Annotated in this window: 19 protein-coding genes and 1 pseudogene; 7 read left to right on the forward strand and 13 right to left on the reverse strand. The window is 61.4% G+C overall.

The window, feature by feature from the left end; genetic code table 11:
* Window positions 1-9: 9 nt before the first annotated feature.
* From ruvX to metK, 8 genes and pseudogenes are all read right to left on the reverse strand, one after another.
* Window positions 10-432, reverse strand: coding sequence for a Holliday junction resolvase RuvX (gene ruvX / locus ACRCYW_RS02835; RefSeq protein ID WP_438548671.1), 423 nt, complete (start codon window positions 430-432; stop codon window positions 10-12).
* A gap of 53 nt (window positions 433-485) precedes the next feature.
* A pseudogene (locus ACRCYW_RS02840) lies at window positions 486-572 on the reverse strand (YqgE/AlgH family protein); the annotation flags it as partial.
* Between the two features lie 115 nt (window positions 573-687).
* On the reverse strand, window positions 688-1242 hold the full coding sequence (locus tag ACRCYW_RS02845) for a YqgE/AlgH family protein (RefSeq protein WP_438548672.1): 555 nt from the start codon (window positions 1240-1242) through the stop codon (window positions 688-690).
* 205 nt (window positions 1243-1447) lie between these two features.
* Window positions 1448-2398, reverse strand: a complete 951-nt coding sequence (gene gshB, locus ACRCYW_RS02850; RefSeq protein WP_438548673.1) for a glutathione synthase — start codon at window positions 2396-2398, stop codon at window positions 1448-1450.
* A 124-nt stretch (window positions 2399-2522) separates the two neighbouring features.
* Window positions 2523-3254 (reverse strand): 16S rRNA (uracil(1498)-N(3))-methyltransferase, encoded by a 732-nt coding sequence (rsmE, locus tag ACRCYW_RS02855; RefSeq protein ID WP_438548674.1) that lies wholly within the window; start codon window positions 3252-3254, stop codon window positions 2523-2525.
* A gap of 61 nt (window positions 3255-3315) precedes the next feature.
* Window positions 3316-4023, reverse strand: a complete 708-nt coding sequence (locus ACRCYW_RS02860) for an endonuclease (RefSeq protein ID WP_438548675.1) — start codon at window positions 4021-4023, stop codon at window positions 3316-3318.
* A gap of 70 nt (window positions 4024-4093) precedes the next feature.
* Entirely contained in the window at window positions 4094-4612 is a 519-nt protein-coding gene (locus ACRCYW_RS02865; RefSeq protein ID WP_438548676.1) for a SprT family zinc-dependent metalloprotease, read from the reverse strand.
* Between the two features lie 77 nt (window positions 4613-4689).
* Complete coding sequence (gene metK, locus ACRCYW_RS02870) at window positions 4690-5841, reverse strand: methionine adenosyltransferase (RefSeq protein WP_438548677.1); 1152 nt, start codon at window positions 5839-5841, stop codon at window positions 4690-4692.
* A 329-nt stretch (window positions 5842-6170) separates the two neighbouring features.
* On the opposite strand from metK, the gene tkt reads away from it, so the two are divergent.
* Window positions 6171-8162, forward strand: a complete 1992-nt coding sequence (tkt, locus tag ACRCYW_RS02875; protein ID WP_434663503.1) for a transketolase — start codon at window positions 6171-6173, stop codon at window positions 8160-8162.
* A 356-nt stretch (window positions 8163-8518) separates the two neighbouring features.
* Complete coding sequence (locus ACRCYW_RS02880) at window positions 8519-8965, forward strand: hypothetical protein (protein WP_438548678.1); 447 nt, start codon at window positions 8519-8521, stop codon at window positions 8963-8965.
* A 190-nt stretch (window positions 8966-9155) separates the two neighbouring features.
* Here the strand turns inward: ACRCYW_RS02880 and ACRCYW_RS02885 are convergent, their stop codons facing one another.
* Entirely contained in the window at window positions 9156-10421 is a 1266-nt protein-coding gene (locus ACRCYW_RS02885; RefSeq protein ID WP_438548679.1) for a Rid family detoxifying hydrolase, read from the reverse strand.
* Window positions 10422-11240: 819 nt separating this feature from the next.
* Between ACRCYW_RS02885 and ACRCYW_RS02890 the strand changes: the two genes are divergently transcribed.
* The 4 genes from ACRCYW_RS02890 (at window position 11241) to ACRCYW_RS02905 (ending at window position 15114) form a co-directional block, all read left to right on the forward strand.
* Complete coding sequence (locus ACRCYW_RS02890; RefSeq protein ID WP_438548680.1) at window positions 11241-11699, forward strand: GNAT family N-acetyltransferase; 459 nt, start codon at window positions 11241-11243, stop codon at window positions 11697-11699.
* 391 nt (window positions 11700-12090) lie between these two features.
* Entirely contained in the window at window positions 12091-12963 is an 873-nt protein-coding gene (locus ACRCYW_RS02895) for a hypothetical protein (protein WP_438548681.1), read from the forward strand.
* A gap of 437 nt (window positions 12964-13400) precedes the next feature.
* Window positions 13401-13859, forward strand: a complete 459-nt coding sequence (locus ACRCYW_RS02900) for a hypothetical protein (protein WP_438548682.1) — start codon at window positions 13401-13403, stop codon at window positions 13857-13859.
* Between the two features lie 391 nt (window positions 13860-14250).
* On the forward strand, window positions 14251-15114 hold the full coding sequence (locus ACRCYW_RS02905; protein WP_438548683.1) for a patatin-like phospholipase family protein: 864 nt from the start codon (window positions 14251-14253) through the stop codon (window positions 15112-15114).
* 174 nt (window positions 15115-15288) lie between these two features.
* Here the strand turns inward: ACRCYW_RS02905 and ACRCYW_RS02910 are convergent, their stop codons facing one another.
* Window positions 15289-16398: an anhydro-N-acetylmuramic acid kinase gene (locus ACRCYW_RS02910; RefSeq protein WP_438548684.1), complete on the reverse strand. Its 1110-nt coding sequence runs from the start codon at window positions 16396-16398 to the stop codon at window positions 15289-15291.
* A gap of 21 nt (window positions 16399-16419) precedes the next feature.
* Window positions 16420-17727 carry a peptidoglycan DD-metalloendopeptidase family protein gene (locus tag ACRCYW_RS02915; protein ID WP_438548685.1) on the reverse strand — a complete coding sequence of 436 codons (1308 nt, stop codon included), beginning with the start codon at window positions 17725-17727 and terminating at the stop codon, window positions 16420-16422.
* Between the two features lie 113 nt (window positions 17728-17840).
* Here ACRCYW_RS02915 and tyrS point away from each other — a divergent pair, with 113 nt between their 5' ends.
* Window positions 17841-19040 carry a tyrosine--tRNA ligase gene (tyrS, locus tag ACRCYW_RS02920; protein WP_438548686.1) on the forward strand — a complete coding sequence of 400 codons (1200 nt, stop codon included), beginning with the start codon at window positions 17841-17843 and terminating at the stop codon, window positions 19038-19040.
* Window positions 19041-19107: 67 nt separating this feature from the next.
* On the opposite strand, the gene ygjK is transcribed toward tyrS, so the two are convergent.
* Both ygjK and ACRCYW_RS02930 read right to left on the reverse strand, forming a co-directional pair.
* Window positions 19108-21588 carry an alpha-glucosidase gene (gene ygjK / locus ACRCYW_RS02925; RefSeq protein ID WP_438548687.1) on the reverse strand — a complete coding sequence of 827 codons (2481 nt, stop codon included), beginning with the start codon at window positions 21586-21588 and terminating at the stop codon, window positions 19108-19110.
* A gap of 184 nt (window positions 21589-21772) precedes the next feature.
* Entirely contained in the window at window positions 21773-22576 is an 804-nt protein-coding gene (locus tag ACRCYW_RS02930) for a helix-turn-helix transcriptional regulator (RefSeq protein ID WP_438548688.1), read from the reverse strand.
* Window positions 22577-22579 lie beyond the last annotated feature (3 nt).

Below are 22579 nucleotides of genomic sequence, written 5' to 3' on the forward strand. Positions count from 1 at the left end.
CCCCGGGGCTCAGCCGTACTGCTCTTCCATCCAGGCTTCCAGGATCAGCTGGGCGGAGACCCCGTCCACGCTACCCTTGTCCAGTGCCTTGTAGCCGCCGCGCTCGAACAGGCGGGCGCGGGCGTCCGTGGTGGTCAGGCGCTCGTCCTTGAACTCCACCGGCTTGCCGAAGCGACCGTGCAGGCGATTGCCGAACTTGCGGGCGCGTACCGTGATCTCCTGATCCGTGCCATCCATATTGAGCGGCAGGCCCACCACCAGCAGATCCGGCTGCCACTCCTTGAGCAGCTTCTCGATTTCATCCCAGTTGGGCACGCCGTCGTTGGCCTTGAGGGAGCGCAGGGGGCGGGCTGTGCCGGTGATCTCCTGACCGATGGCGACACCTATGCTCTTGGTGCCGTAGTCAAAGCCCATGATGCTGCGTGATGACATGGAATTCCTTAAAACGAAATAAGTAATAGGGGCCGCAAAGGCCCTCTGGGAGGTCAGCTGTGCCCCACCTGGCTGGAGAGGTGCAAGGGGTTGACCCCTATGCTGGCGGCGGCCTGCTGCCAGCGCTGGTGGGACTGAGTGGTGTTGAACCGCATCAGCTGTGCCCCACCTGGCTGGAGAGGTGCAAGGGGTTGACCCCTATGCTGGCGGCGGCCTGTTGCCAGCGCTGGTGGAACTGAGTGGTGTTGAACCGCATCAGCTGTGTCCCACCTGGCTGGAGAGGTGCAAGGGGTTGACCCCTATGCTGGCGGCGGCCTGTTGCCAACGCTGGTGAATGGGGGTGTTGAACACCAGATCCGCGTTGGGGGGGATCACCAGCCAGGCACCGTCCACCAGCTCCTGCTCGAGCTGGCCCGCGCTCCAGCCGGCGTAGCCGAGCGCCACCAGCCAGTGGCTGGGGGCCTCGTCGGTGCCGAGTGTCTCCAGAATGTCCTTGGAGGTGGTGACCATCATCTCGTCGCTCACCTGCAGGGTGGAGTTGAACCCTGGGCGGAAGCTGTGCAGCACGAAGCCGCGATCCGCGTGGACCGGGCCACCCTGCAGCACCGGCTGCTTCATCTGGGCGGTGTCGGGGGGATTGAGCTTGAGCTTGGCCAGCATGGCATCCAGGGACATGTCGACCGGGATATTGACCACCAGCCCCATGGCCCCCTCGCTGCTGTGCTCGCACAGATAGACAAGAGAGCGCTCGAAGTAGGCGTCCGTCAGGCTCGGCATGGCGAGCAGATAGTGATTTTGCAGTGTTTGCATAGACATCAAATAGTGCAAAGGTATTTGGGGTGATTATGGCAGTTAGGGACGGCGGGCAAAACCGCTTTTTCACGGCTTGGGACACAAGTCCGGAAGGCGGCGGGAGCCCTGGCGCAAAAACCACAGGGGCCGCGAGGGCCCCTGTGGTACTTGGCTACCGAGTCGGTGCCGCCAGATAAGAGGCAGGAGCCGACCCATAGGGCTGTCAGCGCCCCAGACGCCGCTCGATGGCGTCCATCAGCATGCCGGTGATGGAGACGTCGAAGGCCGCTTCGATCTCGCGGATGCAGGTGGGGCTGGTGACGTTAATCTCAGTCAGCCGATCGCCGATGATGTCGAGGCCGACGAAGATGAGGCCTTTCTCCTTCAGGGTCGGACCCACCGCGCGGGCGATGGCCCAGTCCGCCTCGCTCAAGGGGCGCGCCTCGCCGCGGCCACCGGCCGCCAGGTTGCCGCGGGTCTCCCCCTGGGCCGGGATGCGGGCCAGGCAATAGGGCACGGGTTCTCCGTCCACCACCAGTACCCGCTTGTCACCGTCCTTGATGGCGGGCAGATAGGTCTGGGCCATGCAGTACTGGCTGCCGTGCTCGGTGAGGGTCTCGATGATCACACCGATGTTGGCATCGTCCGCCTTCATGCGGAAGATGGAGGCGCCGCCCATGCCGTCCAGGGGTTTGAGGATCACGTCCTTGTGCTCGGCGTGGAAGGCGCGAAGCTTGTCGGCTCTGCGAGTGACGAGGGTGGTGGGGGTGTGCTCGGCAAACCAGGCGGTGTAGAGCTTCTCGTTGGCGTCGCGCAGGCTCTGGGGCTTGTTGACGATGAGGGTGCCCTCATCCTCGGCTCGCTCCAGCATATAGGTGGCGTAGATGAATTCGGTGTCAAACGGCGGATCCTTGCGCATCAGGATCACGTCCAGGGTGGAGAGGGGCTGATCGACAACCTCACCCAGTTCGAACCAGTTGGCGTAGTCGTACTGCACCTTGAGGGGGCGCATGGTGCCGAAGGCGCGACCCGCCTCCATGTAGAGATCCGACATCTCCAGGTAGAAGAGCTCGTAGCCGCGCTTCTGCGCCTCTTCGAGCATGGCGAAGCTGGAGTCTTTCTTGATGTTGATGGCCGAGATGGGGTCCATCACGATGCCGAGTTTGATGGTCATCCGAAATTCCTTCTGTGGCTCGATAGGGTTGAGATTATCAGAACTTGTTCAAGGTCTGCCGCGAGAGGCCGCGAACGGCGCAGAGGCCTTGTTCAGGGTCTCGTAGCAAGGCGTTGGACAGGTGTCAGGCCAGATCGCCAAAGCGGCACTGGAGCGCCGTGATGGCGGTCAGGGCGGCGGTTTCGGTACGCAGCACCCTGGGCCCGAGCAACATCTCCTTGAAATCTTCCTGCACGGTACGGGCGATCTCGTCGCTGGACAAGCCCCCTTCCGGGCCTATCAGCAGGCGCACGCCGTGTTCCGGCACCGGCAGAGTGTTGATACTGTACTCGGCGCGGGGGTGCAGATTGAGCTTGAGCTCCTTGGTCTCTTCCGCCAGCCAGGCATCCAGCTCCATGGGCATGCGCACCTCGGGCACGGTATTGCGACCGCACTGCTCGCAGGCGCTGATCACCACCTTCTGCCACTGCTCGCGCTTCTTCTCCAGCCGATCCGCCGGCAGCTTGACGCCGCAGCGCTCGGAGAAGAGCGGGGTGATGCAGGTGACGCCGAGCTCCACGGATTTCTGGATGGTGAAGTCCATCTTGTCGCCGCGGCTGATGACCTGGCCGAGGTGGATGGCGAGCGGCGACTCCACCGACTGGGCATCACAACTGTCGATGTGCACTTCCACCGACTTCTTGCCGACGCTCGCTATGGTGGCGGGGTACTGGTTGCCATCGCCGTTGAACAGCTCGAGCTGCTGGCCCGGCTGCATGCGCAGCACCCGGCCGATGTGGTTGGCGCCGTCTTCCGACAGAGCCAGGGTCTGGCCGACCTGCAGGGAGGCCGGCTCATAGATACGTGGAATGCGCATGGATGAATTCTGTCTCTTGCTCAAGGGAAGGGATGTTAAATCCCTTCTTTCATAGATTGGGCTACTGGCACTGCTTTTCAATGAAGGGGTTGGTATTGCCCTGCAGCTTGCCGATGCGGCGGTTGCGCTCGCACTCCCAGCGATCCGCCGGGTACTGCCTGTCCCAGGCCTCGAACAGTTTACGCTGTTGCGCCGCCAGGCGCAGCCCGTACTGTTCCCCCATGTAGAGGTAGGCGCGGGCGATCTGGCCACGTACCGGCCCCTTGGGGGGCTGCACCCGCTGATCCTTGAAGTCCACCAGCATCTGGCACTTGCCGTACTGGTTCGGCTTGCCGTTCCAGTCGGAGAAGCGGTAGTTCGCGCGATCGCCGTTCACCTCGCCGATGGCGGGGAAGAGGTTGTGCATGTCTCCCTCCATCTTGTTGAACTCGGCGCTCTTGCCGCAGTTCTTGCGACCCCCTTCCTGCCAGCACTGCAGCTGGTGGCCGAATTCCCAGGCGGGCACCACGTGCTCCCACTCGATGCGGGCGGCGCGATTGGCCTGTTTGCGGGGCAGGTAGCCACAGCTCTCCCAGTCCGGGGCCATTTTCTTGCCGTTGAACTTGATGTTGCAGCCGCAGTAGAAGGTGGTGGGGTGGCTCTGATAGAGCTTGACGAGATCCTGCTTGGCGGCGCGGAAGGTCTGGGCCTCCTGGGCCTGGAGCGGGACACTGATCAGCAGGGTCAGGCCGAGGGAGAGCAGGGGATAAGCGAACTGGGGGCGAGACATGGGGATCCTTGAAAATGAAACGATGAAACGACGTCGGGCACCCTACCACAGGCTGGCGCCATAACCTGACTCAATCCGTATCCGGTTGATGCACCAGAGGCTGGCGACAGCGGCGGCAGTGGTAGCGGGCCTCCCCGCGCATCACCTTGTTGTGACGACGAATGGAGAGCCGATGTTGCTGGCAGTCGCAGGCATAGGGCTGGGTGCGCTCCCCCAGCACGGCGAGATCGAAGCTGTGGGTGGTTCTGGGTTCGAGGTTGAACACCTCCCGCATCACCGACTGCCACTGGCGGCCATGGGGCAGCACCCGGTTCCTGCCGCGCCCCTCGCCCCAGAGGGCATAGACCAGCAGGTGTGCCACCTCGTGGGGCACCACCTCCTCCATGAAGGCCTGCTGATTGGCCTCATAGAGCGCGGGGTTGAAGCGCAGCTCCCAGGTTTGCAGCCTCGCCGATCCCGCTGCCCGGCCACGCATGTTCAGCTGGATGCGCGGGCGCGGGAAGGCGCGACCGAGTCGTGCCTCGGCCTGCGAGAAACAGGCCTCGACCCGCTCGGTGAGCAGGGCAGAGGGAGAGGGGAGGGCCGTCATGGGCAATCCTGTCGGTCGGCGGATAAGCAAAAGGGGAGCCAGGCTCCCCTTTTATCACAGGCACATGCCTTGGGACATTACAGACCGGCGGCGTCGCGCAGCAGGGCGGCCTTGTCGGTCTTCTCCCAGGGGAACTCGTCGCGACCGAAGTGGCCATAGGCGGCGGTCGCCTGGTAGATGGGACGCTTGAGATCCAGCATCTCGATCAGGCCGTAGGGGCGCAGCTCGAAGAACTCGCGCACCAGCTTGACCAGCAGCTCCTCGGCGACCTTGCCGGTGCCGAAGGTTTCGACGCTGATGGAGGTGGGCTCGGCCACGCCGATGGCGTAGGAGACCTGCACTTCACAGCGATCCGCCAGGCCGGCGGCGACTATGTTCTTGGCCACGTAGCGGGCGGCGTAGGCGGCGGAGCGGTCCACCTTGGACGGATCCTTGCCGGAGAAGGCGCCACCACCGTGACGGGCCATGCCGCCGTAGGTGTCGACGATGATCTTGCGACCGGTCAGACCGCAGTCACCCATGGGGCCGCCGATGACGAAACGGCCGGTCGGGTTGATGAAGTACTTGGTGTCCTTGGTGATCCACTCGGTCGGCAGCACCGGCTTGATGATCTCCTCGCGAACCGCTTCCACCAGGTCGCTGTGGCTGACGGAGTCGCAATGCTGAGTGGAGAGCACCACGGCATCCACACCCAGGATCTTGCCTTCGTTGTCGTAGGCGAAGGTCAGCTGGCTCTTGGCATCCGGGCGCAGCCACGGCAGGGTGCCGTTCTTGCGCACTTCGGCCTGGCGTTTTACCAGCAGGTGGGAGTAGGTGATGGGGGCTGGCATCAGCACGTCGGTTTCGTTGGTGGCGTAGCCGAACATCAGGCCCTGGTCACCGGCGCCCTGCTCGTACGGATCGGTACGGTCGACGCCCTGGTTGATGTCCGGGGACTGCTTGCCGATGGCGTTCAGCACGGCGCAGGAGTCGGCGTCGAAGCCCATGTCGGAGTGGGTGTAACCGATCTCGCGCACGGTATCGCGCACGATCTGCTCGATATCGACCCAGGCAGAGGTGGTCACTTCACCGGCGACCATCACCATGCCGGTCTTGACCAGGGTCTCGCAGGCGACGCGCGCCTTGGTGTCCTGTACCAGGATGGCGTCCAGGACCGCATCGGAGATCTGGTCGGCGATTTTATCGGGATGGCCTTCGGAGACCGACTCGGAAGTAAACAGCTTTGCCATGTTTGGTTCTCAATCGTGTGGGGTTATCGCCGCGGCCATAACCGGATAATGACAGGATGACTGTAGAGGTATCTACATCTGGACGTCTATTTTAATTAGCCCCATGGGTGATTGCCAGCACTATTTTGGTTTGGCGCCGCCCGAGTCGGCATCTACCCCATTTGGGGTGAGGGGAGGGCCGAATTGAATCGTTTTCCTGTCCAAGAAAAGCGATTGTGCTCCCAAAGCGGCTTTATTCGCCCAGATAACATTTGCACGCCACGCCCCCTGCTGGGACAATAACGCGCCTTATTCTTGGCCATCAAATGAAGCAATCGCAGGAGATACAGATGCCTTCTCGTAAAGAGCTTGCCAATGCCATTCGCGCATTGAGTATGGATGCCGTTCAAAAAGCCAACTCCGGTCACCCGGGCGCCCCCATGGGAATGGCAGACATCGCCGAAGTGCTGTGGCGCGGCCACCTCAAGCACAACCCGAACAACCCCAAGTGGGCCGACCGCGACCGTTTCATCCTCTCCAACGGCCACGGCTCCATGCTGCTGTACTCCCTGCTGCACCTCTCCGGTTACGATCTCTCCATCGATGACCTGAAGAACTTCCGCCAACTGCACTCTCGCACCCCGGGTCACCCGGAGTATGGTTATGCTCCTGGCATCGAAACCACCACTGGCCCGCTGGGTCAGGGCATCACCAATGCCGTGGGCATGGCGATCGCCGAGAAGGCCATGGCCGAGCAGTTCAACCAGCCGGGTCACGACATCGTCGACCACTACACCTACGCCTTCATGGGCGACGGCTGCCTGATGGAAGGTATCTCCCACGAGGCTTGCTCCCTGGCCGGTACCCTGCAGCTCGGCAAGCTGATTGCCTTCTGGGATGACAACGGCATCTCCATCGACGGTCACGTCGAAGGCTGGTTCACCGATGACACCCCCAAGCGCTTCGAAGCCTACGGCTGGCACGTCATCCCGGCCGTGGACGGTCACAGCCCGGAAGCCATCAATGCCGCCATCGAAGCCGCCAAGGCCGAGACCGGCAAGCCGACCCTGATCTGCTGCCGCACCATCATCGGCTACGGTTCCCCGAACAAGTCTGGCTCCCACGATTGCCACGGCTCACCGCTCGGCAACGACGAGATCGCCGCCGCCCGTGCCTTCCTGAAGTGGGACCACGCGCCGTTCGTCATCCCGTCTGACATCGCCGCCGAGTGGAATGCCCAGGAGAAAGGCACCAAGCTGGAAGCCGACTGGGCTGCCAAGTTTGCCGCCTATGAAGCCGCGCACCCGACCCTGGCTGCCGAGTTCAAGCGTCGCACCACTGGCGAGCTGCCGGCCAACTGGGCCGCAGAATCCGCCAAGATCATCGAAGCCCTGCAGGCGAACCCGGCCAAGATCGCCACCCGTAAAGCGTCCCAGAATGCGCTGGAAGCCTTCGGCAAGCTGCTGCCCGAGTTCATGGGCGGCTCCGCGGATCTGGCGCCGTCCAACCTGACCATGTGGTCCGGTTCTAAGTCCCTGACCAACGACGACGCCTCCGGCAACTACATCCACTACGGTGTGCGTGAGTTCGGCATGTCCGCCATCATGAACGGCATCGCCCTGCACGGTGGCTTCATTCCTTACGGCGCGACCTTCCTGATGTTCATGGAATACGCTCGCAACGCCCTGCGCATGGCCGCCCTGATGAAGCAGCGCGCCATCTTCGTTTACACCCACGACTCCATCGGTCTGGGTGAAGATGGCCCGACTCACCAGCCGGTCGAGCAGATCGCCTCCCTGCGTCTGACCCCGAACATGAGCACCTGGCGTCCGTGCGATCAGGTGGAATCCGCCATCGCCTGGAAGCACGCCATCGAGCGCACCGACGGCCCGACTTCCCTGATCTTCTCCCGTCAGAACCTGGCCCAGATGGACCGGACTGCTCAGCAGCTGGCCGACGTCGCCAAGGGTGGTTATGTGCTGAAGGATTGTGCCGGTACCCCGGAGATCATCCTGATCGCCACCGGTTCCGAAGTGGAGCTGGCCGTGGCTGCCTACGTTGAGCTGACCGCCAAGGGCCGTGCCGTGCGCGTGGTCTCCCTGCCGGCCACCGACGTGTTCGACGCCCAATCCGCCGAGTACAAGGAATCCGTGCTGCCGTCCTCCGTGACCAAGCGCGTCGCCATCGAAGCGGGCATCGCCGACTACTGGTATAAGTACGTGGGCCTGAACGGCAAGATCATCGGCATGCACACCTTCGGTGAGTCCGCACCGGCCGAGCTGCTGTTCAAGGAATTCGGCTTTACCGTGGAAAACGTGGTTGCGACCGCTGAATCCCTGTAATTCCTGACCGTTGGGTCAATTTGACCCAATAGCCAGAACGATAAAACGCCCTCCATCGTAAGATGGGGGGCGTTTTTTATTGGTTGAAGGAAAGTGATTGAATGAAAAAGGCTGAATGATTTAACCTTTTCAAGGCAATGTTAACTTCTCATTTTTGGTGTCACTAAATGTTTTTTGACAATAGGGAAAACATTGAAAGCTAAGTGGTGTAACATGGCTTTTTCCAAGATACGATTCGTTTTTCACATCCGTTCGTAGTGGATAAACATATAAAATTCCTAAGCGGTTTTGGATATGGGAAATCATGGCTACGGCATGTCGAGTATTGAGAAGACGTATTACATACGGTGGATACCATGAAGCCTATTCCTATAGCCCTTTGTACCGGGTGCATTCTGGGCTGCGGTATTATTATTGGCTTTCTGTTGGCCAGAATGCCAGTGCGTGATCAACCAATCTCGCCTGATGCTCATGAGATCTTCCAAGCACTAATGGAGATTTCAGAAATGCATATTCCTGAAGAGTCTGTGGCCTGTGAATTGACAGGTGGAACATATAATCGTGATGTCGGCGGTGGCGATGTAACATTAGTCGGTGACTTCATCACATCTTATCTAGCATGGTCTCTTCAAGAGCAAGGGAGGGGAAGACTAGACTGTGATGGAGCAAGTGTTAAGCAATGCACTTGGTCATACGGAGACAATTCAAAAGTGGAAAGTTGGGATAGATTTTTGAAGTTTGAATACGACACGAAAACAAAACGCATCGTCCAAAACACTTTGCATTGCATCGACGCGCCATGATTTTTTAACGTAGATTATTCACTTTTTGGATTGGTGAAGAGTGACCTAGCTTTCGTGACGCTAAAGAAATGGCACAACTAAGTCGGATGCTAACTTGTTTTATATGATGATTTTAAGAAGTAATGCTGCTTCAATTTATGTAAAGAGACACCGGCCTAAGCCGGTGTCTCTTTATTGCTAAAACAATCTCTTAAACCTGCGGCGGGGTGCTTTCCGCATTGGACATCACGGCATCCATTTGCACCAGGGCACCGGCGGGCAGCTCGCTTACGCCAATCACGGTGCGGGCGGGGTGGTAGCTCGGGAAGTACTGGGTATAGATGGCGTTGACCGCCTCCAGATCCTCGATGTTCTTCACCTGGATATTGACCTTGACGATGTCGTCCATCACATGGTTGATGCTCTCGACGATGGCCTTGATATGACTGAGGCACTGGGCAGTCTGCTCACGGATGCAGCCGGTCAGCACCTTGCCGGTGGCCATATCCAGCGGCAGCTGGCCCGCGATATGGTTGTAGTGAGAGAAGGCGACGGTCTGGGTGTGCAGGGAACTGCGCGGCGCCTTGTCGGTGTTGCGGGCGCGGATCACCAGGTTGTGTCTGTCTTCCACCAGTTGCGGCGGGGTGCCGTCACCGTGGGAGATGACCGCATCCATCTGCACCAGGGCGCCCATGGGCAGGGCGGCGGCGGCGATCACCGAGCGGGCCGGCAGATAGGCGACGGCGCGGGCGATGGCGGAGTCCGGGAAGAAGGTGCGGTAGACCTCGTCGACCACCTCGAGATCCGCGAGGTTCTGCAGATAGACGGTGACCTTGACGATGTCGTCGAACGGCACGTCGATGCCTTCAAGCACGGCCTTGATATGGGCCAGGCACTGGGCCGCCTGCGCCTTGATGCCACCCTCGACCAGCTTACCCGATGCCATATCGATGGGCAGCTGGGCGCCGATATTGTTGTAGTGAGAGAAGGCGACGGTCTGGGTGGAGAGGGCGCTGCGCGGTGCCTTGTCGCTGTTACGGGCGAGTTTGACCAGGGGGCAGGGATCTTGGGGGAAGGTGCCTTCCCCGTTGGAGATGATGGCGTCCATCTGTACCAGGGCATTCATCGGCAGGGCGGCCACGGCGAGCACGGTGCGGGTCGGCACATAGCTCGGGAAGAATTCCGCATACACGGCATTGACCGCGTCCAGATCGGCGATCTCCTTGAGGAAGACGGTGACTTTCACAGTGTCGTCCATCACATGGCCGATGCTCTCGACGATGGCTTTGATATTGGTGAGGCACTGTCTGGCCTGATCCTTGATATCACCACCGATCATCTTGCCGGTCTTGGGATCGACGGGCAGCTGAGCGGAGATATTGTTGTAGTGAGAGAAGGCCACAGTCTGGGTGTAGGGACCCAGCTGCTGGGGAGCGAGTTCGGTATTTCTTGCCGCCTTGATAATGGTGCCACTCATAGGATGTTCCTCTTCTAAATATTCATTATTGATATAGGTAGGGTCCTGACCAGGGGTTGCCGAATGGCTGCCACTCAGGGTCGCCTGGCATACTGGCGAGCCCGTTTCGATGAACAACCATCAACGACAACCTCTCCTCGGTTATTGCGGCAATCCACCAGGCAGAGGGATTGGATAACTGGGGTATGGTTTGGATTATTTCAGACGGGAGGATTCTAGGAGCGCCTTTGGCCGCGATGCAAACCGGGATCTCATTTCTATGAGATGGCTCAATGCTCTGAAATATCGCCAAATTGCACTTAGATTCACGATAAAGGCGGGCAAAAGACGATTCAAACAGCACTTTTCTCGTGACAAGGCCGCCGGGACAGGCCTTTCACCGAGGCTGGGGCAAGGCGGAGTGTGAATAAAGGGTTAACATTATGCGCCATCTTGCAGAAAATGGATTTTATTGTGAGTGAATATGCAATCTTGGCTAAAAGGAGGGGCTATCTCGCCGGCTAAAAATATGCTAGCGGTTCTTGATTCCGCCTTTATCGATATATGCCATGAAATATGATTCACCGCTTCTGAATGATGGCTCTCTTCATGCCCCGTCAGCCCTCGATATTCGTCGTCCCTTATGGCATATATTTTCCGGCCGGTTTGATATTGCCCAGGATAGGAACGGAATAGCTACCCGGGCGAGTGTTCCCTCGGGAAGGGCAATTGTGCTGACTGGATCTGGCGTGCTCGATGGCGTATCAATAAGGGCTGACTCCAGGGGGCCGGCGCCGGCCACCGGAGCCCTTGCTACCCCTTTTCAAGGAGATCGCCCAAATGGAGATAGTCATCGACCGCCTAGACGGCCCCGAGATAGCCGCCTTCCTGCAGGCTCACCTGGATGACATGCGTGCCGTCTCGCCGCCGGAGAGCAAGCATGCGCTGGATCTCGAGGGGCTCAAGGCACCGGCCATCACCTTCTGGTCCGCCTACGACGAGCAGACCCTGGTGGGTTGCGGCGCCATCAAGGAGCTGACCCCCGATGGCGGGGAGATCAAATCCATGCGGGTGCACGGCGCCGCCAGGGGCAGGGGAGTGGGCTCGGCCATCTTGCAGCACCTCATCACCATAGCGCGGGGGCGGGGCTATCGCACCCTGAAGCTGGAGACGGGTGCCATGGCCTTCTTCACCCCGGCCCATGCCCTCTATCGCAAGCACGGCTTCGTGGATTGCGAGCCGTTTGGGGAGTACAAGCCCGACCCCAACAGCCTCTTCATGGAACTGACTATCGAGTGATTGAGGTTTTGCATCTCCTATATTCCACCAGTTCCAGTGTTGGCAGTGGGTATCTGTGGCTGATCCCGGGGCAGTGGCTAACCTTCAGTCTCTTGCTCGCGGCGGCCTATTTTCTAGCGCGCCTCCTGCGGCGCTGCTCCCCGCCAAGACAGGGTCACTGATCTGTTCCGGGGATATGGATGCCGGAAGCGGACCAGGGGCCATCCAGCTCACAGTTTTTGATTAAAAAGTTAATAAGTGGCTCGAATGGGAGGGGAGTCGCTTTTTGAATCTGTTATTAATCATAAGATTAACTGTGCCGCTGGCACCCCGTTGGGGGACTGGACGCACAGGCAAGAGACTCTCCAGAGGCGGCGCCCGTGATCATCATGAGCTGACTGTTGGAGGATTTATGCTGGGCTATATATTGGGTGATATGTACTGTCGAACCTGTACCTTCAGGCCGCCCCCCCGTCTTGGCAAACACTTCCCCCTGGCGCCGGATTATCAGCTGCGTGGCCGCGCCGGCGCCGCCATCATGACCATAGAGACTCTGCTCGATACCCCCTATCCCCAGAAGAAGTTCAGGGATCTGGTCTACGGGGCCTTCATCGAACGCCAGCGCCGCCTGTTTGCGGAGCACGTGGTCATCGCCCAGATGGAGAGCAGCCAGGATCTGGAGTTGTCCGTCGATCTCTCCTTCATCAGCACGGCGGTGCCCATCGGCCTGATCGCCATCTCGGAGGAGATAGCGCTGCTGACCACACCGCGTCCCACCAAGACCCATCCTCATCACGATGTGCTCTGCCAGGTGCTCGATTGCACCGCCATGCTGATGTTCTACGCCAAGGTGATCCGACAGCGCAATGCGGTGCTGGAGAACATAGGCCATCAGTTCGGCTACAAACCCGAGTCCGAGCTGGTGGCCCGGGTCGGCGGCGGGGGAGAGGAGGACTACGTGGCCTTCATGGTCAATATCATGACCTGCATCGCCCATTCGGGATCCCTCAGGGAGGCGCTGGAGAATGGCATCAGGATGGGGCTGCGCGAACCCGCCTTCTTCTGCATCATCGGCGCCATCGCCAGCACCCTCTGGGGCGTACCCAAACCCTGGGCCTATCAGGTCTCCCTGTTTATCCAGCGCCACCATCCCCATTACCTGCAGATCTTGCAGCGCTGTGAGGCCAGGGTCGGCCGCTCCCAGATCAACCTGGTGCCCCCCAAGCCCCCCCTGTGTGCACCGGTCAAGCGGCAGGTGAGCCGCTTCCTGAGGTGGGCCTTCTAGCCAGGGCTGGGGGAGTTGAGAAGGGCCGGTGCAGCGATAGCATCGGCCCTCACTACCCCTGCACCTTGTACTCCTTGTCAGCCAACCCCTTGGCTCGATGATGGGCTCGCCACCATAGCCATCCCTTGCGCTTAGTGATGGCACCCGATGGGGTGCAGCCTCCCTATGGCAGGAGCTGAGGTCCTCAGGCATCTGCCTCTCGGCCACCTGTGGTGTCGGACTTACTCCCCATATGCGGTGGTCGCGGTGCGGAAGGTGATCGACCTCGCCTTTCTTCTGCATTCCCCTTTGTCATTTAGTGCCATCCGGTACCATTCGTCACGTGCGACCCGTATGGGTGTTGATGCCTGGCTCGGCATCCGTCCGGAGAACCCGGCAGCCTTCAGCCGCATCGATACGTATCAATGAAGCGCCGCTCCGGATCGTACGGATCTGTCGTGGCGGCAATTCCCCTTACCACGCTTTCCAGCGGGATGAAACATTCAATGGCTTGTGCGATTTCAATCCGGCAGTCGGACAGAAGACTGCAGATCAACGACGACACCTACGACCTGAACAAGATTACCGATGTACAGGTCAAGGTCCTCGGATGGAGGGATCATCTGCTGAGGATGGTCTTGCTGGGCCTGGTGACCTCCAGCGCGCTCTTCTATTTCATGCCCTCTGAAGAGCAGGCCAGCAGTCTGCTGATCGTGCTCTTTCTGCCCATGGTCGCTTTCCTGGCGGGGGCCTTGATGGGGCTGCTGTCCTGCGCGAAATATGAGTTTCGCATCGAGTTTGCCCACGCGGATGAAACCGGCGTGCAGTGGATCACGGTGGCCAGGAGCCGCCATGCCGTTGACTACGGGCTTTTCAAAACGCAGGCGATGGAGCTCAAGGGCATCATCAGAGGGTGAGCGGCGGAGCGTATGGGCGGCCAGGGTTCTGGGCCGCAGTCCGTGCCGGGGGATTGGCCGCCAGCCATGCTCGCTGTGCACCCTCAATGACCTTCAGACCGGGCCTGAGCCTCGCGGGCCAGCTTGGCTGATAAGGCTCGTTAGCCAAGCACCTGCGCCATAAATCATTCCAAAATTGCATGTTTTTTATTATTTAAATTCATTTTTGGAAGGTTGTTGCGCTTCATATACTGTGACCTGCTTCAGGTTCTCGGGTTGGCAGCGGCCTGGTCTCTCCTCGTCAACAGCTTACCTGAGCCGCCCCGCTGCGGCGTCTTGGTGTTCTGCATAAAGGCGTCCATCACTGGGCAGGGCCAGTCCCTGCGCCCATTACCGCTGACGGAGCCTTGCCATGTTCAGTTCCCACTCTGCCGCCCTGATTGTCGAGGGCGGCGCGATGCGCGGCATCTTTGCCAGCGGCGTACTCGATGCCTTCGTCGAAAGCCGTTACTACCCCTTTGATCTGGTCATGGGGGTGTCGGCAGGCGCCACCAATCTGGTCTCCTACCTGAGCGAGCAGCCGCGCCGCAACCACCACATCATCACAGAGCTGGCCTGCAGCAGCGACTTCCTCGATCCCCTGCGCTTCGTGAAAGGGGGGGATCTGGTGGACATCGGCTGGCTCTGGCACACCAGTCGCCATCGCTTCCCGCTGGATCTCGAGACCTTCTGCGCCCGCGATATCGCCTTCTATGCGGTCGCCACCGACGTGAACACGGGGGCCGCCGCCTACCTGAGGGTACGACCCGATAATATGGACCAGGTACTGACCGCCACCTGCGCGCTGCCTGTGGTGCAGCACGGCACTCCCTGCGTCGATGGCCGCCCCATGGCCGATGGGGGGATCAGCGACTCCATCCCTGTGATAGAGGCCTATCGCCGCGGTGTGCGTAGGATGACTGTGGTGTTATCCGAGCCCTATGGCTATCGCAAGAAGCCCCCCAAATTCTGCTGGATGGTGAAGGCGCTGCTGAAAACCCAGCCGGCACTGGCGCAGGCCATGCTGGAGCGGGATCGCTCCTACAACCGTGCCCTCGACTTCATCGCCCATCCCCCCGCCGATTGCGAGATCGAGGTGATAGCGCCGCCGACCGATTTTCCGGTCTCCCGCTTTACCCAGGATCTCTCCAAGCTGGAATCCGGCTATCTGCAGGGCTATTGGCTCGGTCGTCAGAGCCTGCTGCGGGCGGGTGACAGGGAGAAGGTGGTGGCCTGAGCCAGATTGGCGAGCTGTGCGGCGAATTTGCTCAAACCGGGATCATCAGGTGATGCGGCTCGGAGAGGCGGCCGATCCACTTGCCGAGAAATCAATGGCAGGACGGCTGGCACTGGCGTTGAGAGAATAGGGAGGGCTCTGCGCCCCCCTTATTGAGGCAGAGGCAAATATTGCTCAGGCAGGATAGAGGGCGCCCAATACCGCGGGGCGGCTTGCACCTGTGACCGCGGGCAGGTTGCCCGGCTGGCGGTGGATGAAGCGCGCAGCCAGCCAGGCAAAGGCGGCCCCTTCCACCCAGTCGGGGGCGAGCCCGAGCTCTGCCGTGCTGGCGAGGCGCCACCGGGGCAGCAGGGCGGCGAGTTCCGCCAGCAGGGGGAGATTATGGGCGCCGCCACCGCAGGCGAAGAGCTCGGCCTGACCATGGGCCTTGTCCAGCGCAGGCAATTGGCGGGCTATGCTGTGGCAGGTCAGCGCCTGCAGGGTGCGCTGCACATCCACCGGGGCATAGGCGTCGCTTGCCAGCTCACCGTCCAGCCACTCGAGGGTAAACATCTCCCGCCCGGTGCTCTTGGGCCAGGGGGCGGCGAAGTAGGGGTGGGCCAGCAGCTTGGCAAGCAGTTCAGGGACGAGGGTGCCGCTGGTAGCCCAGTTGCCGCCCGCATCGTAGTCGCCCCCCTGGGGGTGATGGCGGCGATACCAACCGTCGAGCAGGGTGTTGGCGGGACCGGTGTCGAAGCCATAAACCCCATCTGAGTGGCCCGGCAGCACAGAGATATTGGCGATGCCGCCGAGGTTCAACACCACCCGCAGGGCGTCCGGTTTGGCGAACAGGGCCTGATGGAAGGCGGGCACCAGCGGCGCCCCCTGGCCACCGAGGGCCATGTCCATGGTGCGAAAGTCGCTGATCACGTCGATGCCGGTCAGGGCCGCCAGCAGGGCTGCGTTGCCTATCTGCAGGGTGAAATTAAGGTGGGGGCGATGGCGGATGGTCTGACCGTGGGAGCCGATGGCGCGAATGTCGGCGGGGCCAAGCCCGGCCTTGGCGAGCAACGCCTGGGTGGCGGCGGCAAACTCCCGCGCCACCAGGTTGTCGGCGACGCCTAGGCGGTCGATCTCGTTCTCACCCGGGGTGCAGAGGGCATGCAGCTCGCGGGCGGTATCGCTCGGCCAGGGGTGGCAGAGGGCTGCCTCGACCCGCAGCGCATCCCCGTCCGCTTCGATCAGCACGGCGTCTATGCCATCCAGGCTGGTCCCCGACATCAATCCGATATAGCGCTCTTTCATCCCACACTCCCTGGTGGCGGGTTAGATGCCGCCACTGTCCTGTTTATGCTGCGCCAACTGCAGCTCGTTGCCGTCGAGCTTGGCTAGCTGGGGCCTGGCCTGGGCCCTGAAGCTGGCCAGCTCCCGCCCGGTCAGGGTCTCCGCCTGGGGCAGATCCAGGGTTCGCGGGTTCTTGTGTACGCCCCCTACCACGAATTCATAGTGCAGATGGGGCCCGGTGACTCGGCCGGTGCCGCCCAGGAGACCTATGGTCTGGCCCTGCTTGACCCGCTGGCCCTTGTTCACCGTGCGCTTGGAGAGGTGCAGGTACTTGGTCACAAAGTTGCCGGCGTGCTTGATGAAGACGTAGTTGCCGTTGAACTGGTTGTAACCGGCCGCCACCACGCTGCCGCCGCCCGCCGCCATGATGGGGGTGCCCACCGGCGCCACATAGTCGATGCCGTTGTGGGGACGCACCTTGCCGGTGACCGGGTGCAGGCGGCGCGGGTTGAAGTTGGAGCTGATGTATTTGAAGTTGACCGGCGCGCGCAGGAAGCTCTTGCGCATCGCCTTGCCCTCCGGCGTGTAGTAGTTGCCGTCGTCGTTCAGCACGGCGCGGTAGATGGCACCCTGGTTGATGAACTCGGCGGCCAGAATGTCGCCGGAGGCGACCCGCTCGTCGTCCTGATACTTGTCCTGATAGACCACCCGGAAGCTGTCCCCCGGCTGCAAGTCCTGGGCAAAGTCGATGTCCCAGCCGAAGATGGCGGCGAGGTCCATGATCTGATCCTCCGTCATGCCGGCCTCGGCGGCGGCGCCCCAGAAGCTGGAGCGGATCTCGCCCTTGGCGACCTGCTCGCGGGTGTCGAGCTCCAGCTTGACCGGTCTGGCGACGAAGCCTTCGGACTTGCGGCTGACTTTCAGGGCCTGCTCCAGGCTGTGGGGGTAATAGAGGCTCTGCAGATCGCCGCCCTTGGTGAGCTTGAAGGTGAGCTCCTGACCCGGCTGCAGGGTGCGCAGCGGGTTGGTCTCTTCCAACTGGGCGATGAGGTAGAGATCGCTGGCGCTGAGGCCGAGGCGCTGGAAGATGACCTGCATGTTGTCGCCGGCACGCACCTTCACCTGTCTGGTGACATAGCTCGGCTTGGCGCTCTGCTGCGCCAGGGCTTGGGGCTGGGCCTCACCGTCATCGAGGGGGGAGGCATCGGCGAGGGGTTGGTCGTCATTGACCCGGGTGGCCACCGCCTGTTCGCTTGGCCAGGCCGCCAGCATCATCACCATGATGCTCAGGATCAGCACCATCTTGCGGTGCCAGGTAGGAAGAGAGTTGAAGGCGTTCCAAATAATCATCGAGGCGGACGAGTCGAGAAGAGAAAGAGTGTCGGATTTTACAGCCTTTCCAATTGGCCCGCCATTCCAGTAATATGTTTGGCCCTGTGGAATCGTGATTGGAGAGTCAAAAAATGTCCCAGCTCGAGGTGGCGCTAGCCGAGATCAAGCGCGGAGCGGAAGAAATTCTGGTGGAAGAAGAACTGGTCGCCAAGTTGAAGGAAGGGCGCCCGCTGCGCATCAAGCTGGGGATGGACCCGACGGCTCCCGACATTCACCTCGGCCACACCGTGATCCTCAACAAGCTGAAGACCTTCCAGGATCTGGGGCACGAGATCATCCTGCTGATCGGCGACTTCACCGCCATGGTGGGGGATCCCTCCGGCAAGAACGCCACCCGTCCGCCGCTCTCCGAAGAGGCCATCAAGCACAACGCCCTCACCTATGCGGAGCAGGCGTTCAAGATTCTGGATCCCGCGAAGACCCGCATCGAGTACAACTCCACCTGGCTGAGCGAGCTCGGCGCGACCGGCATGATCAAGCTGGCGGCCAAGCAGACAGTGGCCCGCATGATGGAGCGCGACGACTTCAAGAAGCGCTACTCCGGCGGCCAGTCCATCGCCATTCACGAATTCCTCTACCCGCTGCTGCAAGGCTATGACTCGGTCGCGCTGAAGGCGGACGTGGAGCTCGGCGGTACCGATCAGAAGTTCAACCTGCTGATGGGCCGCGAGCTGCAAAAAGACGCCGGCATGGCCACCCAGTGCGTGCTGATGATGCCGCTGCTGGTGGGTCTGGACGGCGTCAAGAAGATGTCCAAGTCCGCCGCCAACTACATAGGCGTGCACGATGCCCCGGGCGAGATGTTCGGCAAGATCATGTCCATCACCGACGATCTGATGTGGAACTACTACGAGCTGCTCTCCTTCCGCCCGCTGACCGAGATCGACGGCTTCAAGGCCGGCATCGCTGCCGGTACCCTCAACCCGCGCGACGTGAAGATCTGGCTGGCCAAAGAGATCATCACCCGCTATCACGACGAGGCGGCGGCCGAGGCGGCCCACGAAGACTTCACCCAGCGCTTCTCCAAGAACGCCATCCCGGACGAGATGCCGGAGGTTGAGCTGGCCCTGGAAGGGGAAGGCCTGCCGATCGCCAACCTGCTCAAGGATGCCGGCCTGGTGGAGACCACCTCGGAGGCGCTGCGCATGATCAAGCAGGGCGCGGTCAAAGTTGACGGCGACAAGCTGGACGATGGCAAGGCGCTTATCGGTGCCGGTACCGCCGTCTATCAGGTCGGCAAGCGCAAGTTTGCCCGGGTCACCGTCAAGTAAGGACGACCCTCCTGATAAAGAAGGCCTCCATCTGGAGGCCTTTTTGTTGGCTCATTGCCGCTGGGGATTAGCCCTCTTTCTTCAGGAAGTTGCGATAGAGCATATAGAGGTGGGCCGAGCTCCAGCTGAAGTTGCTGGCCCCCTGCATGGCGCCGGTCTCCGGGTTGTAGTTCTCGCGGATGGGGCCGCTGCCCGCCAGCCCCTCGGCGTTGGCAAACAGCTTGTTGACCAGCGCCTGGGCATCGTTGCGATAGCCGTAGTTCTCCAGCCCCTTCACCCCGAAGTAGAACTGATCCAGCCAGACCCGGCCGCGCCAGTAGATGTTGGGGTCATAGGCGGGGTTGGTCAGGGCCGCCGTGCCGAGCGGCACCTTGGTGTTGAACTCGTTACTGCTCAGCATCACCTCGCGTACCCGCGCCGCCTTCTCCTTGTCCGCTACCTCGGCCCAGAGCGGGCTCCAGCCTTCCGGGCCGCGGCCACGGGCGGTCAGCAGCTTGCCGACGCAGCCGTTGGCGTCCGCCACGTCCCCCTGGTGGATCTGGCGATCGTAATAGAAGCCGGAGGCCTCATCGAACAGGCAGGTGTTGATGTAACTGGCGAGCTGGGTCGCGCCCTCGCGATAGCGGCTCGCCTCGTCCGGCTTGCCGAGCAAGCCGGCCATGTCCGCTAGGATGCGCTTCTCCTTGGCGAGGAAGGCGTTGAGCTCCACCGACTCCTGATCGATGGAGAAGCCGATGAGGCTGCCGTCGTCCTCGTGGTTCTCGAAGAAGGCGACGTTCCAGTCCTGGCGTGCACGGGCCAGATCCCCGCCATAGGTCTTGTCGGCGTAGCGCTTGAGCTGATCCTGTTCGATAAAGCCGAAGCGGGCGGCGTTGTCCATGCCGGACTCCCAGCCGGCCCCGTGCTGGGCACCAATATCCATGTCGCTGTAGCCACCGACGCTCAGTACCTGCTGGTAGAGCGGCATGCCCGCGCAGGCGTACCAGTCATCCCCCTCGGCGGTGCAGGTGCTCATGCTGATAGCTGGCGGTACGCCGTTCGCGTACTGCACCTTGAAGGTGATATTGCCGAACTCGTCGTTGTGCTCGACGTGGCGGGTGGCGCCGTACTCGATGATGCCGTTGCGGTTGTTGTCCCGCGCTCGGTACCACCAGTCGTGGTAGGCCTGGAGTTTGGGATACATCTCGGCGATGAAGGCCTTGTCCTTGGTCGCGCTGTAAATTTCCCAGATGGCCCAGGCGGAGAGAGGCGGCTTGGTGTCCCGCTCGTTCCAGTTGCCGCCATCACCGCCCCGATCGGAGAGCTTGTTGTAGAAGACGGCATCGATGACCATGCCGGCGTCCTGGGGGCGCACAGGATCATTGGGCTGAATTTGGTAGTCATACATGGCGCGCACGTTGTTCTTGGCTACCTCGGGGTTGAAGTGAGCCATGGCGTAGGCGTGCTTCCAGCTGTCCCAGGCCCAGACACCGTCGAACCAGCGGGCGGTGTTGGACGGGGTCACCCCGTCGTGGAGTATGTTGCCTGCCGGGGAGCGCCAGTTGCCGTTGAGGGTCTCCATCGCCTTGACCGCGATGCGCCGCTCGGATTCGCTTATCCCCTGATTGGAGAGACCGCGCTCCAGATAGCCCTCCCAGCGGCGGATGGAGTTGTCGAAATAGCCGGCGGGATTGGCCAGGAGGGCCTGGCGGCTCGGCTCGAAGCGGCTCGCCTCATCGCTCGAGTGCACATAGCTCTGCAGGGTATACACATCCTGCTGGCCCTTGGCGGCCAGGGTGAGGCTAGCCTCGCTCACATAGCCGAGTTCCTTCTCATCCAGCGTGGTACGGGTCGGCAGGGTGCGATCGATGCGATAGCGGGCGCTGCCGCTCTGCATCATGTTCCAGGTGCTGCGCAGCTCGCCGAACTGGAATTCTATGCCTTGCTCGTTTTGGCTGATGGTGCGAGTCCAGTCCGGGTACTGCTCGGCCACCGTCTTCTTGGCGTCCCACTGCTGGAGCAGCTCGCCCTGCCAGCTGAGATTCAAGGTGAGCGGCGCGTCCTGGTTGTTGATGAGGCGGGTACGCACCAGCGCCGTGCGGGCATCGCCGTAGCGCAGCTCCAGCTCCAGGGTGAAGGGCTCGAACTCGAAGCGCTGGATGAGTGCCCCCGGGATGGCGTGGATGTCGTGCTTGCTGGCGGCGGTGAGCGGGTATTGGCGACCGCGCTCATCGCTCAGGGTCAGCTTGTCCAATTCGCTGGCGAAGAAGAGGCTGTACTCCTCTGCGATCACCATGGGGCCGGTGAAGCCGCCCCATTCGTTCTCGCCGGCGGGCAGCAGGAAGCCGTGCCAGGCGCCGAGATCCAGCAGCGGGTTGTATTTGAGGTTGGAGTAGCTGTCAAAGTCTCGGAACTGGAGCGGGGTGCCGCTGCGATCGATCACATCCTGATACTGGCTCGCCAGGGTCGGGGTGGCTGTGGTCGGGGTGCTGGAATCATTGCCGTTGCAGGCGGTGAGGCCAAACAGGGCGACGCCGAGGGCGATGGGGAGTAAATTTTTACGAAACATATCTCGCTCCAATTGCGATCTTGTAGGTTAAGGAAGGTGTTTTTTTATTTTGTTTTTAGTGAAAGCGTTTGCGGATGCCATTGTATGGCAAGAGAACGGGAAAGATTGGAGCTGTGTCACACAATGGCGGCGGGGATATGTGAGGTGCGTCACCCGGTTACACGGGGTTACATCCAAGTTATTTTTAGTAACTATTTACTTTTTGTGGTGACTCGGGCCTGGGGCAGGTGCGCAGGTACTGATGGGGCGTCATTCCGAACTCCTGCTTGAAGCGGGCGGCGAAGCGGCTGGGAGCATCGTAGCCGCAGGCGAGGGCGGCCTCCAGCGGGCTCAGTCCCCGCTGCAGCAGGGTGAGGGCATGGCTCATGCGTACCTGGGTCAGCAACTGCCGGAAGCTGCGCCCCTCGGCGGCCAGCTTGCGTACGAGGGAGGCGCGGCTCATGGAAAAATGGGGGGCCAGCCCCTCCAGGCTGTGATCGGCGCCGGGCTCCACGCTGAGAAAACGGGCCAGCCGTTCCCCGAGCGTCATGGTGCCGGCGGGAAACAGCAGGCCAAGGGCCCCTTCTGCCTGAAGCTCCGCGTAGAAGCCGTGCAGCAGCTGGATCTCGGTGGCGCGACTGAGGCGACGCTCCCCCATGGCGCAGATGAGCTCGTGGCAATAAGCGAGCCCGGGGGTGACCTCCTGCCTGGGATCCGGGGGGAGGGGTGTGCCGGTATCCGCCAGCCACTTCGCCGGTGGCGGGGCCAGCAGGGTCAGGGCGTGGGAGCTGAACTTGCCCTGCTCCGGCTGGTTGACGAAGGTGAGCTGGTGGCCGGCGGGGATCAGCAGCCAGCTCTCCTTGTCAAAGGAGAGGCGCCGATCCTGCCACCATAGCTGCTTGTGCCCCTGCTGCACCCAGATGACGGTCGGCGCATAGATGAGCACCCTGTGCAGGGGCTGCTGGCGGATCCCGCGATAACGGCTCTGCTGCAACAAGGGGGTGCTCATCGG

Source organism: Aeromonas sp., from assembly GCF_051657805.1.
In the GTDB taxonomy this organism is placed as follows: Bacteria; Pseudomonadota; Gammaproteobacteria; order Enterobacterales; family Aeromonadaceae; genus Aeromonas.

Coding starts and splice junctions, on each gene's coding strand:
- ruvX (WP_438548671.1), bottom strand. CDS start 432: ATGTCATCACGCAGCATCATGGGCTTTGACTACGGCACCAAGAGCATA.
- ACRCYW_RS02845 (WP_438548672.1), bottom strand. CDS start 1,242: ATGCAAACACTGCAAAATCACTATCTGCTCGCCATGCCGAGCCTGACG.
- gshB (WP_438548673.1), bottom strand. CDS start 2,398: ATGACCATCAAACTCGGCATCGTGATGGACCCCATCTCGGCCATCAAC.
- rsmE (WP_438548674.1), bottom strand. CDS start 3,254: ATGCGCATTCCACGTATCTATGAGCCGGCCTCCCTGCAGGTCGGCCAG.
- ACRCYW_RS02860 (WP_438548675.1), bottom strand. CDS start 4,023: ATGTCTCGCCCCCAGTTCGCTTATCCCCTGCTCTCCCTCGGCCTGACC.
- ACRCYW_RS02865 (WP_438548676.1), bottom strand. CDS start 4,612: ATGACGGCCCTCCCCTCTCCCTCTGCCCTGCTCACCGAGCGGGTCGAG.
- metK (WP_438548677.1), bottom strand. CDS start 5,841: ATGGCAAAGCTGTTTACTTCCGAGTCGGTCTCCGAAGGCCATCCCGAT.
- tkt (WP_434663503.1), top strand. CDS start 6,171: ATGCCTTCTCGTAAAGAGCTTGCCAATGCCATTCGCGCATTGAGTATG.
- ACRCYW_RS02880 (WP_438548678.1), top strand. CDS start 8,519: ATGAAGCCTATTCCTATAGCCCTTTGTACCGGGTGCATTCTGGGCTGC.
- ACRCYW_RS02885 (WP_438548679.1), bottom strand. CDS start 10,421: ATGAGTGGCACCATTATCAAGGCGGCAAGAAATACCGAACTCGCTCCC.
- ACRCYW_RS02890 (WP_438548680.1), top strand. CDS start 11,241: ATGGAGATAGTCATCGACCGCCTAGACGGCCCCGAGATAGCCGCCTTC.
- ACRCYW_RS02895 (WP_438548681.1), top strand. CDS start 12,091: ATGCTGGGCTATATATTGGGTGATATGTACTGTCGAACCTGTACCTTC.
- ACRCYW_RS02905 (WP_438548683.1), top strand. CDS start 14,251: ATGTTCAGTTCCCACTCTGCCGCCCTGATTGTCGAGGGCGGCGCGATG.
- ACRCYW_RS02910 (WP_438548684.1), bottom strand. CDS start 16,398: ATGAAAGAGCGCTATATCGGATTGATGTCGGGGACCAGCCTGGATGGC.
- ACRCYW_RS02915 (WP_438548685.1), bottom strand. CDS start 17,727: ATGATTATTTGGAACGCCTTCAACTCTCTTCCTACCTGGCACCGCAAG.
- tyrS (WP_438548686.1), top strand. CDS start 17,841: ATGTCCCAGCTCGAGGTGGCGCTAGCCGAGATCAAGCGCGGAGCGGAA.
- ygjK (WP_438548687.1), bottom strand. CDS start 21,588: ATGTTTCGTAAAAATTTACTCCCCATCGCCCTCGGCGTCGCCCTGTTT.
- ACRCYW_RS02930 (WP_438548688.1), bottom strand. CDS start 22,576: ATGAGCACCCCCTTGTTGCAGCAGAGCCGTTATCGCGGGATCCGCCAG.